The organism is Pseudomonas sp. B414, assembly GCF_055408445.1.
On record NZ_JBUZTQ010000003.1, the window covers coordinates 124,845 to 138,863 of the forward strand.

Annotated in this window: 11 protein-coding genes and 1 pseudogene; 10 read left to right on the forward strand and 2 right to left on the reverse strand. The window is 58.5% G+C overall.

The features are described from left to right. Position 1: 1 nt before the first annotated feature. The 8 genes from mutL to ACZRMH_RS04120 all read left to right on the forward strand — a co-directional run bounded on the left by mutL (position 2) and on the right by ACZRMH_RS04120 (position 9,630). On the forward strand, positions 2–1,900 hold the full coding sequence (mutL, locus tag ACZRMH_RS04085; RefSeq protein ID WP_464012383.1) for a DNA mismatch repair endonuclease MutL: 1,899 nt from the start codon (positions 2–4) through the stop codon (positions 1,898–1,900). Beyond that, on the forward strand, positions 1,900–2,880 hold the full coding sequence (miaA, locus tag ACZRMH_RS04090; RefSeq protein WP_464012288.1) for a tRNA (adenosine(37)-N6)-dimethylallyltransferase MiaA: 981 nt from the start codon (positions 1,900–1,902) through the stop codon (positions 2,878–2,880). The genes mutL and miaA overlap by 1 nt, the downstream gene beginning before the upstream one ends. Before the next feature lie 90 nt (positions 2,881–2,970). Next, the gene (hfq, locus tag ACZRMH_RS04095; protein ID WP_016783304.1) at positions 2,971–3,231 is read left to right on the forward strand and encodes an RNA chaperone Hfq; all 261 of its coding nucleotides are present in this window, start codon (positions 2,971–2,973) and stop codon (positions 3,229–3,231) included. Between the two features lie 14 nt (positions 3,232–3,245). Then, positions 3,246–4,547 carry a ribosome rescue GTPase HflX gene (gene hflX / locus ACZRMH_RS04100; protein ID WP_095030444.1) on the forward strand — a complete coding sequence of 434 codons (1,302 nt, stop codon included), beginning with the start codon at positions 3,246–3,248 and terminating at the stop codon, positions 4,545–4,547. Positions 4,548–4,643: 96 nt separating this feature from the next. Then, positions 4,644–5,822, forward strand: a complete 1,179-nt coding sequence (gene hflK, locus ACZRMH_RS04105) for an FtsH protease activity modulator HflK (protein WP_464012289.1) — start codon at positions 4,644–4,646, stop codon at positions 5,820–5,822. After that, entirely contained in the window at positions 5,822–6,700 is an 879-nt protein-coding gene (hflC, locus tag ACZRMH_RS04110) for a protease modulator HflC (protein ID WP_095000955.1), read from the forward strand. The genes hflK and hflC overlap by 1 nt, the downstream gene beginning before the upstream one ends. Positions 6,701–7,098: 398 nt before the next feature. Next, positions 7,099–8,286 (forward strand): ATP phosphoribosyltransferase regulatory subunit, encoded by a 1,188-nt coding sequence (locus ACZRMH_RS04115; RefSeq protein ID WP_464012290.1) that lies wholly within the window; start codon positions 7,099–7,101, stop codon positions 8,284–8,286. Between the two features lie 54 nt (positions 8,287–8,340). Further along, positions 8,341–9,630, forward strand: a complete 1,290-nt coding sequence (locus ACZRMH_RS04120) for an adenylosuccinate synthase (RefSeq protein ID WP_464012291.1) — start codon at positions 8,341–8,343, stop codon at positions 9,628–9,630. Between the two features lie 90 nt (positions 9,631–9,720). Here ACZRMH_RS04120 and ACZRMH_RS04125 read toward each other — a convergent pair whose 3' ends face one another. Both ACZRMH_RS04125 and ACZRMH_RS04130 read right to left on the reverse strand, forming a co-directional pair. Beyond that, the gene (locus ACZRMH_RS04125; RefSeq protein WP_464012292.1) at positions 9,721–9,978 is read right to left on the reverse strand and encodes a bacteriocin immunity protein; all 258 of its coding nucleotides are present in this window, start codon (positions 9,976–9,978) and stop codon (positions 9,721–9,723) included. Next, complete coding sequence (locus ACZRMH_RS04130) at positions 9,975–11,390, reverse strand: S-type pyocin domain-containing protein (protein WP_464012384.1); 1,416 nt, start codon at positions 11,388–11,390, stop codon at positions 9,975–9,977. Before ACZRMH_RS04130 ends, ACZRMH_RS04125 begins: the two co-directional genes overlap by 4 nt. A 1,130-nt stretch (positions 11,391–12,520) precedes the next feature. Between ACZRMH_RS04130 and ACZRMH_RS04135 the strand changes: the two are divergent. Beyond that, positions 12,521–12,670: pseudogene (locus tag ACZRMH_RS04135) on the forward strand (hypothetical protein); the annotation flags it as partial. 201 nt (positions 12,671–12,871) lie between these two features. After that, positions 12,872–13,576 (forward strand): methyl-accepting chemotaxis protein, encoded by a 705-nt coding sequence (locus tag ACZRMH_RS04140; RefSeq protein WP_432653375.1) that lies wholly within the window; start codon positions 12,872–12,874, stop codon positions 13,574–13,576. Positions 13,577–14,019: the final 443 nt, after the last annotated feature.

Genomic DNA, 14,019 nt, shown 5'->3' on the forward strand with positions numbered 1-14,019 from the left:
ATTGAGCAGCAGCGCACGAATTGAACTGCTCAGCCCGCGCCTGGCCAACCAGATTGCTGCGGGCGAAGTGGTTGAACGCCCGGCGTCGGTGATCAAGGAATTGCTGGAAAACAGCCTCGACTCTGGCGCCAAGCGTATCGACGTCGATGTTGAACAGGCTGGTATCAAGCTGTTGCGGGTGCGTGACGATGGCAGCGGCATTTCCAGCGACGACTTGCCGCTGGCGCTGGCGCGTCACGCCACCAGCAAAATCCGCGACCTCGAAGACCTTGAGCGGGTGATGAGCCTGGGCTTTCGTGGTGAGGCCCTGGCCTCCATCAGCTCCGTGGCCCGCCTGACCCTGACGTCGCGCACCCGTGGTGCCGATCAGGCCTGGCAGGTCGAGACCGAAGGCCGTGATATGGCGCCACGGGTTCAGCCCGCAGCGCATCCGGTCGGTACCTCGGTTGAAGTGCGCGACCTGTTCTTCAATACCCCGGCGCGGCGCAAGTTTCTCAAGACCGAAAAAACCGAGTTCGATCACCTGCAAGAAGTGATCAAGCGCCTGGCGCTGGCGCGGTTTGATGTGGCGTTCAATCTGCGTCACAACGGCAAAACCATCCTCAATCTGCACGAAGCCCACGACGATACTGCCCGTGCCCGGCGTGTGGCGGCGGTGTGCGGCTCGGCGTTTCTGGAGCAGGCGCTGCCGATCGAGATCGAGCGCAATGGCCTGCATTTGTGGGGTTGGGTTGGGTTGCCGACTTTTTCGCGCAGCCAGGCCGACTTGCAGTATTTCTATGTGAATGGCCGTGCGGTGCGCGACAAACTGGTCGCCCACGCAGTGCGCCAGGCCTATCGCGATGTGCTGTTCAACGGTCGGCATCCGACCTTTGTGCTGTTCTTTGAAGTCGACCCTTCGGTGGTCGACGTCAACGTGCACCCGACCAAGCACGAAGTGCGCTTCCGTGACGGGCGCATGGTGCATGACTTCCTCTATGGCACTTTGCACCGTGCCCTGGGTGATGTGCGCCCGGAAGATCAACTGGCCGCACCTGCGCCGGTGCCCGGGGCCGAACGCCCGACGGGGCTGGATGCCGGTGAATTCGGCCCGCAGGGTGAAATGCGTCTGGCGGCCAATGTGCTGGAGCGGCCGCAATCGGCACCCACCCCGCATGTAGCCGGCTCGGGCGCAGGCGCCGGCTATCAGTATCAATACCGCCCGCAATCTTCCGGGCCATCGGTGCCGGTCGAAGAGGTGCGCAATGCCTATCGCGAATTCTTTGCGCCATTGCCCGAGGCCAACGCCGCGCCGCTGCCGGATGGGCAGGGTGATATTCCGCCGTTGGGCTTTGCCCTGGCGCAACTCAAGGGCATTTATATCCTTGCTGAAAACGCTCAAGGGCTGGTGCTGGTAGATATGCACGCGGCCCATGAGCGGATCATGTATGAACGCCTGAAAATCGCCATGGCCAGTGAAGGCCTGAGCGGCCAGCCGCTGCTGGTGCCGGAATCGATTGCGGTCAGCCAGCGTGAAGCCGATTGCGCCGAAGAACACGCCGAGTGGTTCCAGCGCCTGGGCTTTGAATTGCAGCGCCTTGGCCCGGAAACCCTGGCTATCCGCCAGATCCCGGCCCTGCTCAAGCAGGCCGAGGCTCAACGTCTGGTTCACGATGTACTGGCCGACCTGATGGAATATGGCACCAGTGACCGGATTCAGGCCCATCTCAACGAACTGCTCGGCACCATGGCCTGCCACGGTGCAATCCGCGCCAATCGCCGTTTGGCGATCCCGGAAATGAACGGCTTGTTGCGTGACATGGAAAACACCGAGCGCAGTGGTCAGTGCAATCATGGTCGTCCCACCTGGACCCAAATGGGCCTGGACGACTTGGACAAACTCTTTTTGCGCGGTCGCTGATGACAGGTTCCAACGCTTTACCCCCGGCCATTTTTTTGATGGGGCCGACTGCCGCAGGCAAAACCGACCTGGCCATCGAGCTGAGCAAGGTGTTGCCGTGCGAGCTGATCAGCGTCGATTCGGCACTGGTCTATCGCGGCATGGACATCGGTACGGCCAAACCCTCGAAAGAGATTCTGGCCGCACACCCGCACAAGCTGATCGATATTCTCGATCCGGCCGAGAGCTATTCGGCGGCCGATTTTCGGCGCGATGCGCTCAAGGCCATGGCTGAAATCACCGCGCGGGGCAATATCCCGCTGCTGGTGGGTGGCACCATGCTCTATTACAAGGCTTTGATTGACGGCCTGGCCGACATGCCCCCGGCAGATCCTGCGGTGCGCGCACAGCTTGAAGAAGAGGCTCAACGCCTTGGCTGGCAAGCCTTGCACGACCAGTTGGCGGCCATCGACCCGGAGTCTGCGGCGCGCATTCACCCCAATGATCCGCAGCGTCTGACGCGGGCGCTGGAGGTTTATCGGGTCAGCGGCATGAGCGTAACGACACATCGGCAAAAACAATCTGAACAAACGACTAAAGCAGCGGCTTCTGGGCACAGCCAATTGCCCTATACTGTCGCGCATCTGGCCATCGCTCCGGCGAACCGTCAGGTGCTGCATGAACGAATTGCACTAAGATTCGGGCAGATGCTGGAACAGGGGTTCATTGACGAGGTCATAAGCCTGCGCAATAGAAGTGACCTGCATTCAGGTTTGCCGTCTATACGTGCTGTAGGCTATCGCCAGGTCTGGGACTACCTCGACGGCAAGCTGACAGCGGCCGAAATGCAGGAGCGCGGCATCATTGCCACGCGCCAGTTGGCCAAGCGTCAGTTCACCTGGTTACGCAGCTGGAATGATTTGCATTGGCTGGACAGTCTGGACTGCGACAATCTGCCACGAGCCTTGAAATGCCTGGAATCCGTCTCCATATTGAGCTGAGTCTTGGCAAATGCCGTCTATCCTATGGATGTGGCGACAGCGGTCATCTAATTTTTGATTCTATTTTTTATCCTTACAGGAGTGCGGCATATGTCAAAAGGGCATTCGCTACAAGACCCTTACTTGAATACTTTGCGTAAAGAGAAGGTTGGCGTTTCCATCTACCTGGTCAACGGGATCAAGCTGCAGGGGACCATCGAGTCTTTCGACCAGTTCGTAATCCTGCTGAAAAACACCGTCAGCCAAATGGTTTACAAGCACGCAATTTCGACAGTCGTACCAGTACGTCCAATTCGTCTGCCTAGCGCAACTGAATCGGATCTGGCAGACGCTGAACCAGGTAACGCCTAAAATAGGAGCATCCTTTGTTCTTTGAGCGCCACGGTGGTGGTGAGCGAGCGATCCTCGTTCATTTGGAAGGACAGGACCCTGAGGCGCGCGAAGATCCGCAGGAGTTCCAGGAGTTAGCTGTGTCGGCTGGCGCCGATACCGTCGCGTTTTTTAACGTGCCGCGTCATCGGCCATCGGCCAAATACCTGATTGGCAGTGGCAAGGTCGAGGAGTTGCGCGACCTGGTCAAGGCCGAGAAGGTCGACATCGTGATTTTCAATCACGTACTCACGCCCAGTCAGGAACGTAACCTCGAACGTGTATTCGAGTGTCGCGTGCTGGACCGCACCGGGCTGATTCTCGATATCTTCGCTCAACGCGCCCGTACCCATGAGGGCAAGCTGCAGGTCGAACTGGCCCAGCTTGATCACATGAGCACGCGTCTTGTGCGTGGCTGGACTCACCTTGAGCGTCAGGGTGGCGGCATTGGTATGCGCGGGCCGGGTGAAACCCAGCTCGAAACCGACCGCCGTCTGTTGCGCGTGCGCATCAGCCAGATCAAATCGCGCCTGAAAAAAGTCCGCAGTCAACGCGAGCAGTCCCGTAGAGGGCGCCAACGCGCCGATATTCCTACAGTGTCGCTGGTGGGCTATACCAACGCCGGTAAATCCACGCTGTTCAACAAAGTCACCGGGTCTGACGTATTCGCCGCTGACCAGTTGTTCGCCACGCTCGACCCGACCTTGCGCCGCCTCGATCTGGGCGACCTGGGGCCGATCGTACTGGCCGATACCGTGGGCTTTATTCGTCATCTTCCGCACAAGCTAGTTGAAGCATTCCGGTCTACGCTCGAAGAGTCGAGCAATTCCGATTTGCTGCTGCATGTCATCGATGCGCACGAACCCGAGCGCATGGCGCAGATTGAGCAGGTGATGGTGGTACTGGGCGAAATTGGTGCCCAGGACTTGCCGATCCTCGAGGTCTACAACAAAATCGATTTGCTTGAAGGTGTCGAGCCGCAGATCCAGCGTGATGCCGATGGCAAGCCGCAGCGGGTCTGGTTGTCGGCCCGTGATGGTCAAGGGTTGGAGTTGCTTGAGCAGGCCATCGCCGAGTTGCTGGGCAATGATTTGTTCGTTGGCACCTTGCGCTTGCCGCAACGTTTTGCTCGACTGCGTGCACAGTTCTTTGAACTGGGAGTGGTGCAGAAGGAAGAGCATGACGATGAGGGCTCCAGTTTGCTGGACGTACGCCTGCCGCGAGCCGAGCTCAACCGCTTGGTCAGCCGCGAAGGGATGCAGCCGCTGGAATTCATCGAAGAACACACTTTGCAATAAAAGCCTCGCAAAGCGGTCGTGCCGCTGTGATAGGCATTCTGTAGCATTGGTCGGCGCGCCGTGGGCGCGTCTTTGCTTTATCAGATGGAGAGCGCTATGGCTTGGAATGAGCCGGGTGGCAACTCGAACAATCAAGATCCTTGGGGTGGCAAACGCCCTAAAAATGGCGACCGCAAGGGGCCACCAGATCTCGACGAGGCCTTCCGAAAGCTGCAGGAAAGCCTGAATGGGTTGTTCGGTGGTGGAAAAAAACGTACTGGCGGTAGCGGCAGTGACGGCGGTTCGAATGGCAAGGGCGCCGGTTACGGCTTGCTCGGCATCGGCCTGGTCGTGCTGGCGGCTGCCTGGCTATACAGCGCCGTGTATGTAGTCGATGAGCAGGAGCAAGCCGTGGTGCTGCGCCTGGGCAAGTACTACGACACCGTTGGGCCGGGTCTGAATATGTACTTCCCGCCGTTCGACAAAAAGTACATGGAGAACGTGACGCGTGAGCGTGCGTACACCAAGCAGGGCCAGATGCTGACTGAAGACGAAAACATCGTCGAAGTGCCGCTGACCGTGCAGTACAAGATCAGCAACCTGCGCGACTTCGTGTTGAACGTTGATCAACCTGAAGTCAGCTTGCAGCAGGCTACCGACAGCGCCCTGCGCCACGTCGTGGGTTCCACGTCGATGGACCAGGTACTGACCGAAGGCCGTGAGCAGATGGCCGTGGAAATCAAGGAGCGCCTGCAGCGGTTCCTCGATACCTACAAGACCGGTATCACCGTGACCCAGGTCAACGTACAGAACGCAGCGGCACCGCGTGAAGTACAGGAAGCCTTCGATGACGTGATCCGTGCCCGTGAAGACGAGCAGCGTGCCCGCAACCAGGCCGAAAGCTATGCCAACGGCGTTGTACCGGAAGCACGTGGTCAGGCCCAGCGCATCATCGAAGATGCCAACGGCTACCGCGATGAAGTGGTTTCTCGCGCCAAGGGTGAGGCAGACCGCTTTACCAAACTGGTTGCCGAGTACCGCAAGAATCCTGAAGTCACCCGCGACCGTCTGTACCTGGACACCATGCAGGAAGTCTTCAGCAACACCAGCAAAGTACTCGTGACCGGTAACAAGAACGGCCAGAGCAACCTGCTTTACTTGCCGTTGGACAAAATGATCGAAGGCCGTAATGGCAGCACCCCGGCAACGGGTTCCGCCGCCGCGAGCAATAACGATGCTGCCTCACATGTCAGCACTGATCTGCCGCCACAACCGCGCACCAGGGAGAGCCGCTGATGAGCAATAAATCGCTGGTTGCCCTCATTGTGGCTGTTGTCGTGGGGATCGTGGCCTGGAACAGCTTCTACATCGTCTCGCAAACCGAGCGTGCAGTACTGCTGCGCTTCGGCCGTGTGGTTCAGGCTGATGTTCAGCCGGGCCTGCATGTGAAGATTCCTTACGTCAACCAGGTGCGCAAGTTCGACGCCCGCCTGATGACCCTGGATGCGCCGACCCAGCGTTTCCTGACGCTGGAAAAGAAAGCGGTAATGGTTGATGCCTTCGCCAAGTGGCGCGTGAAAGATGCCGAGCGCTTCTACACCGCTACTTCGGGTATGAAGCAGATTGCTGACGAACGCCTGTCACGTCGTCTGGAATCTGGCCTGCGTGACCAGTTCGGCAAGCGCACCCTGCACGAAGTCGTGTCGGGCGAGCGTGATGCGTTGATGGCTGACATCACTGCATCGCTGAACAAAATGGCTGAAAAAGAGCTGGGCATCGAAGTGGTCGACGTTCGCGTCAAGGCCATCGACCTGCCAAAAGAAGTGAACCGCAGCGTTTTCGAACGTATGAGCACCGAGCGTGAGCGTGAGGCACGCGAGCATCGGGCCAAGGGTAACGAACTGGCAGAAGGCATTCGTGCTGACGCCGACCGTCAACGTCGTGTTCTGCTGGCTGAAGCGTATCGTCAGTCCGAAGAAGCACGCGGTGATGGCGATGCCCAGGCCGCTTCGATCTACTCCAAGGCTTATGGCCAGGACCAGGAATTCTACAAGTTCTATCGCAGCCTGCGCGCTTACCGCGAAAGCTTTGCGAGCAAGAACGATGTACTGGTGCTGGACCCAAGCAGCGATTTCTTCCGTTACCTGGAAAAATCCAAGCCTTCGCAGCAGTAAAAGCGCTTAACACCTGTGGGTGGGGCAAGCCTGCTCGAGATACAGCCAACTCGATTTGTCAGACAGACCGGGTTGATGCCATCGCGAGCAGGCTCGCTCCCACATGAAAGGGCCTCACTGTGTGGGGCTTTATTCACTCCGCCGGGCGGGCAAATTGCCTCGCGGGGTGATCCTTTTAGAAAACGGGTGTATGATGCGGCAGCCGGGAAATTCCCGGCTTTTTTGCGTCTGCATGTTTGATTGACCGCATGGCTGTTACAGCATCGGCAGAATTTTCGAGGAATGTGCGAGCCTGTCGTTCAGGCTTTTTTGCTGTGCGCGTTCAAGACGCAGCCACGTTCTGCTTTACTCAAGGCTCGCCTGCTGGCTGGCCGCCCGGATCACAGGGGAATGGCGTAATGGCAACGGTAGACCGCTGGCTTTTGCCAGATGGCATCGAAGAAGTACTTCCACCTGAAGCTGCCCGCATTGAAGTGGCGCGCCGTCAGGTGTTGGATCTGTTCCAGAGCTGGGGCTATGAGTTCGTCGTCACCCCGCATATCGAATACCTGGAGTCCCTGCTGACAGGGGCTGGCCAGGATCTCGACTTGCGTACCTTCAAGGTTATTGACCCGCAGACGGGTCGCCAGATGGGTTTTCGCGCCGACATCACGCCGCAAGTGGCGCGCATCGATGCGCATACCTTGCGTCGCGAAGGCCCGAGCCGTCTGTGTTACGCCGGTAGCGTGCTGCATGCGCAGCCGCGCGCCTTGTCATCCTCGCGCAGCCCGATCCAGTTGGGCGCCGAGTTGTATGGCGATGCCAGCCCGAGCAGCGACGTTGAAGTGATCAGTCTGATGCTGGCCATGTTGCAACTGGCCGATGTGGCGGATGTGCACATGGACCTTGGGCATGTTGGTATTTACCGTGGTCTGGCCCGTGCGGCCAACCTGTCGGTTGAAGTGGAACAACAATTGTTCGACGCCCTGCAACGCAAGGCGATCGACGAAGTAACGGCCTTGACCCAAGGCTTGCCGGCCGATTTGGCGGGCATGCTGCAGGCATTGGTTGGTTTGTGTGGCGGTCACGAAGTTCTGGCTGCTGCGCGCGAGCGTCTGGCCAAGGCTCCGGCTCAAGTGCTGGCGGCTCTGGATGATCTGGTGGCGATTGCCGAAGGGTTGTCTGTGCGTTTCCCGCAGTTGCCGTTGTACTTTGACCTGGGCGAGTTGCGTGGGTATCACTACCACACAGGTGTAGTGTTTGCGGTATTTGTACCGGGCGTTGGGGACTCCATCGCCCAAGGCGGTCGTTATGACGACATTGGTGCTGTTTTCGGGCGTGCCCGGCCGGCAACCGGCTTTTCGACCGATTTGAAAACCCTGGTGACCCTGGGGCGTGCGCAAGTCGAGTTGCCGTCTGGTGGTATCTGGATGCCAGACAGCACCGATGCGGCACTCTGGCAGCAGGTTTGCCAGCTTCGCAGTGAAGGTCAGCGTGTGGTTCAGGCGTTGCCTGGGCAACAGCAGGCTGGTGCCCTTGAGGCAGACTGCGACCGCCAATTGATTCAGCAGAACGGCTTGTGGCAAGTAGTGCCACTGGTTTCTTGAGTTTTCCTGCCGGCGGCTGCCGGCACCAAGTTTGCGCGAATGAGGACAAGTGTTATGGGTAAGAATGTCGTAGTCCTGGGCACCCAATGGGGTGATGAGGGCAAAGGCAAGATCGTTGATCTGCTGACCGAACATGCTGCCGCTGTAGTGCGTTACCAAGGTGGCCACAACGCTGGCCACACGCTGGTAATCGACGGCGAAAAAACCGTATTGCACCTGATTCCGTCGGGCGTGTTGCGCGAAGGCGTGCAATGCCTGATCGGCAACGGTGTCGTGGTTGCTCCCGACGCCCTGCTGCGTGAAATCATCAAGCTGGAAGAGAAAGGCGTACCGGTGCGCGAGCGCCTGCGTATCAGCCCGTCCTGCCCGCTGATCCTGTCGTTCCACGTGGCGCTGGACCAGGCCCGTGAAAAGGCCCGTGGCGAGCTGAAGATCGGTACTACCGGTCGCGGCATCGGCCCGGCTTACGAAGACAAGGTTGCCCGTCGTGGCCTGCGTGTTGGCGATCTGCTGAACATGCCGCGCTTTGAAGCCAAGCTGCGTGAACTGGTGGATTACCACAACTTCATGCTGGTCGGTTACTACAAAGAGCCAGCCATCGACTTCGACAAGACCCTGGCCGAGTGCAAGGAATACGCTGAACTGCTTGAGCCGTTGATGCTGGACGTGACTGCCGAGCTGCACGACCTGCGTCGCGCTGGCAAGGACATCATGTTCGAAGGCGCCCAGGGTTCGCTGCTGGACATCGACCACGGTACCTACCCGTACGTGACCAGCTCCAACACCACTGCTGGTGGCGTTGCTACCGGATCGGGCGTTGGCCCGATGTTCCTGGACTACATCCTGGGCATCACCAAGGCTTACACCACTCGCGTAGGTTCGGGCCCGTTCCCGACTGAGCTGTTCGACGACGTCGGTGCTCACCTGGCCAAGCAAGGTCACGAGTTCGGCGCAACTACTGGCCGTGCCCGTCGTTGCGGCTGGTTCGACGCCGTTATCCTGCGTCGCGCTATCGATGTGAACAGCATCTCGGGCATCTGCCTGACCAAGCTGGACGTACTCGACGGTCTGGAAACCATCAATATCTGCGTAGGCTATACCGACGCAAATGGCGTTGAAATCGCACCGACCGATGCTGACAGCTACGTAGGCCTGCAGCCTGTGTACGAAGAAGTGCCGGGCTGGACTGAATCGACCGTGGGCGCCAAAACCCTGGAAGAGCTGCCAGCCAACGCTCGCGCTTACATCAAGCGTGTAGAAGAGCTGATCGGCGCGCCGATCGACATCATTTCGACTGGCCCGGACCGCAACGAGACCATCGTTCTGCGTCACCCGTTCGCTTAAGTCGCATCTGCTGTAAAGCAAAAGGCCCTTCGGGGCCTTTTGTCGTTCCGTGCGCCCAGCATCAGCGCAATCTTGTGTATCTACTGCCCTTCAAGCGTCTTTAAACCCCGGCAGCCCCTGAGCCGCACGCCATGACTTGACGGTTTGGGTTATGCCTACTGCAGAATCATCAGCACCGTCTTCTGGGTAAAAAATCAAATCAGACCCTGCGGGATGCTCACATAGAGTGTTGAAATAATGAACAAGCTTGTTCTCCTCCTCCTCACTTGCCTCATTTCCAATGATTCGTTGAACCAGCCTGATGAACTCGTCTTCTGTGTAGTCTGAAACGCTATTTTTCAAAGTCATTGTCTATCTTCTCTGTGAATCTCGACGTGCCGTTTCGGCGTAACTACAGCGAGGTTGTCCAGGTCATACACTGCACCGCCGTGCTGAATATTTTCGATGTGATGGATCTCGTAGCGTGTGTTTTCTCCGTTGTGTTCAGGTCTTCGGGCAAATGGTGCTCTGCCGTTTAAAAGCTTGCCATGGTTGGTAGGCTTAAACTGGCTGAACAGCTCAGGGTCATTGCCTATCGCTGTCCAAAACGCCTTTCGAAAAGCATCAAAACTACTGAAGCTTTTACCCCGCAGCTGATCTGCTATCCGGGTCGGAATTGGCGCACCCAGCCCAATACCCGCATCGGCTAACCACAGTCCTGAAACGTCCTGCCCCTGTCCTGTCACTGTGCCTGGGTCGAGGCGCAGGCTTATTACGATGTAAAGCGGTTTTATGCCCGAATTAGCCGGGAATACGAGGATAAAATCCTTGTAATCAGGCGGGTGAATCGGGTTGACGATCATGTTATCCGCTTGCGCTGTCGGCGGATAAATCCAGATATGTGGGGCTTGCGGAGCGGCTTCCAGTGCTGGAATGCCCAGCGTGTCAGAAGGGTTGGCAGCAGGTGTCCAGATTAATGTAATGCCATCGCCAAAATCTGCCACTTGCTGTTCGCCCTGGGCAACGAACTGCACGACGGGAATCATTTCCCAGTCGCGGCGCTTCTGAGTGTTGTAACCGTAACCTTTGAGCGTGCCGTCGGCTTGTTGCTCTACATGCAACCGTAACCGTGTGCGACCTACCTTGAGCGACTTAAGCTGGTCGTCAGTGTACTGACTGCTGTCACCAAGGCTCGACGGCCAAAGCAGTGCAACCACACCGACCAAAGCACCTGCGCCAATACCGGTCGTAACAACGCCTGCTCCTGTCGCCGTGCCAGTTGCAGCCGTGCCCGCAGCAACTGCAGTTCCAGCAGTGCAAAGACCGCCACATGAAGCACCGGCAGAAGCCATGGCCGTTGCGCCGAGCAGGAGGGTTCCGAGTGCCGGAGGCAAGGTACTGCCGCTGATTTTTTTAAGTGGAATGTTACCGTTAGCGTCCGTTTCGCGACCGCCCAGCAAGGCGAGTTCGCCATACTCTTTGAGCGCATCGGTGGGGATCGCGCCGTATGGACTAAGGTAATCAATCGTGCCATCAGGCAGCTTGCAGGACTTGGTAAACGTGCAGCCGACTGCTGGTTGTTCTTGCTTTTTTGGCTGTTTGATCAAGCTGTCTTCATAAGCCTGCTGTCTGGCCAACATGGCCTGATAAGGCTTTTGCATTTCTTCGCGTGCGGCAATTTCAGCGTCTGTCATGTCACGTAAATAACGGCCACCTATGCCGCTACCACCGCTTCCACCATAACGTTGCCAAACCTGTGGGATGTCCTTGTTTCTGGCCATATGATTGTCCTTGCTGCGGCCTACAAAGATAACGGCTGTGAAAACGCAATCAAATGCTGGCTGATAGCCACTCAAAAAAGCACTCCGCATAATGAACACTATGTCAGTCGGGCCTGGAGTCATCATGGCCTCGGCCAGATCGTTAATGTTCGTGCCTTGGGCCGGTTGACTGCTGAGCGGCACGACCCTTGCTGTGAAAACCGTCAATAAGTGTGCTATCAAAATAATGGCACCTAAGTGGAGGGTTTTCTGTGTCTGCCGTTCTCTCACTGTTACAAAGCCGTCTGCTGCGGCCTGTATTCGTTACCCTCGGTATCGCTCTTTTGGTGCAGGTGCTGGTGGCGGTTGCACTGACACGGAGCACCGTGACGGCTCTTGAGTCCGACTTGGATGCGCGACTGGGGGCTGACAGCCAAAAGCTCACCGCGGAGCTGGAGCAAGCAGGGCGCGAGGTCAAAAGCAGCCTTGACTCACTGTCTGCCAGCACCCGCCAGCGTCTGACTGCAGGTCTGGAGCCGCGCCTGAAGGAAGAACAGGTACAGTTGCGCGAAGCACTTGAAAAGAACTTGATGGATTCGGCCAACGATATGGCGCAATTGCTGGCCGCCGTGGCGCCGCGTGCTATTTGGGACAGCGATGTGCCGACGCTGTCTGATTTCGCACGTCGTGCTCAGCGCAATCCCAATGTGTTGTTTGTGGTGTATGACGATGCAACGGGGCAGCATCTGACCCGCTATCTCAACCGCGATAATCCGGTCAACCAGGCGCTTTTGGCCAAGGGCAAGGGCGAGCGGGCGCTGGACAAGGTGCTCGATGCGGCGCGCAGTGACCCGGCGGTGTATTACCTCGAAGCGTCCATCAACCCCAATGGGGTCGAGATCGGTAAAGTGTTGATGGGGGTTTCCACTGCCTCGGTGGAGCAGGATGTGGCTGCCCTCGACAAGCGTTTTGCCACGCTGATCCTTGATAGCGGGCAACTGGTAGGCGAAAGCCTGCAAGGTGCTGCGAGTGACAGCTCGGCGGCATTGGGCGCGCGTCTGGAGTCGGCGCAGGCGGCGGCCGCGCAGATGCAGGCTAATACCGCGCAGACCGTACGCGAGGCGGCCGATACTTTGCGCTGGCGCATAGGCATGGGGCTGGCGATTGTTGGCCTGGGCGTATTGCTGTTGCTGGCGGTGGTACTGGGGCGGCGTGTGGTCAACAAGCTACTGCTGCTGATTGCTGCGCTGGATGATCTGGCGGCAGGCGAGGGTGATTTGACCAAGCGTGTGGGTCTGAACAGCAAGGATGAAATCGGCGATATGGCAGCGGCGGTCAACCGCTTTGTCGACAAGCTACAGCCTATCGTGCGTGAGGCGGGGGATGTGGCACAGCGTACCGGTGTCGAGATCGGCGTGATGACCCTGCGTAATGCCGGGGCGGACGCCGCCGCGCAGTTGCAGCGTGATGAAGTCGCTCAAAGCCTGCACGCGCTGTCGACCATGGCGGATGCGGCGCAGTCTGAAAGCCAGGCGATGCAGGCGGCGCTCAGGCAGGTTGTGGATATCCGTCAGGCCACTGATGAAAATACCCGCACCTCGGCCAAGGTCGGCGGCCTGATCGAGGCGCTGGCGGGGCAAGTGGGCGAGGGTGCCAAGGTGATCGAGCGCCTGGCGCAGCAAAGCGAGCAGATCGAAGTGGTGCTGACGGTGATTCACGGGATTGCCGAGCAGACCAATCTACTGGCCCTCAATGCTGCGATTGAAGCGGCACGGGCCGGGGAAACGGGCCGCGGTTTTGCCGTGGTGGCCGATGAGGTGCGGGCACTGGCGAGCAAGACGCAAAGCTCCACTGGCGATATACAGGCGCATATCGTTGCCCTGCAGCAGGGAGCGAAGGAAGCGGTGGCGGCGATCGGCCTGGCCGGACGTCAGGCTGATGAAGGCTTGGCGGTACTGCGTGGCAGCGTGCAATTGCAGAAGACTGTGCAGGCTTCGGTCGAACAGGTGCATAGCGCCATTGGTGATGCGACCAAGGCGGCGGAGCATCAGGCGCAAGGGGCATATGCGGTGCGTGGGCGGGTTGAAGTGATTCATGCCCAGGCCGAGCGTGCCGCCGAGGCGGTGACCCAGACTACGGCCAGCGGCAAGGTGCTGGATGGTCTGGCGGCGCAGTTGAAGGCGAGTTTGGGGCAGTTTCGGGCGTAATGTAGTGCGCACGAATCCGTAGATACCGTCTTGACCCTCATCGCTTAAGCGCTACGCCAGGGGCAATTCGCTATAACCTTTTTGCGTGGGGTTCTGTTTTTAACTGGCTCAATGAGTACATATCCGGCATTTTTATATAACTGAAATATTGGTTTCGCTCTTACAGCGAGTCCCTTTTGGAAGGACCCAAAAGGAACCAAAAGGTCCTCGCCCCTTCGTACGGCCTTCGCTGCGCTCAGGTTCCCTCGCTCCGGTCCTGTTCCGTGGGCCCGCCGTCACGGGCCATCCATGGCCCATCACGGCTCTCCCGGCATCCATGCCGGTCGGCCCACTCCACAGAACCTCCTCTCGGCCTTCCGGGAGGGCGGGCAGATCAAATGCACTGCACCCCGAGGCGGCCGACCGGCCGGCCTGTTTGGTGCGCGTGTATTGCGCAGTTTTTG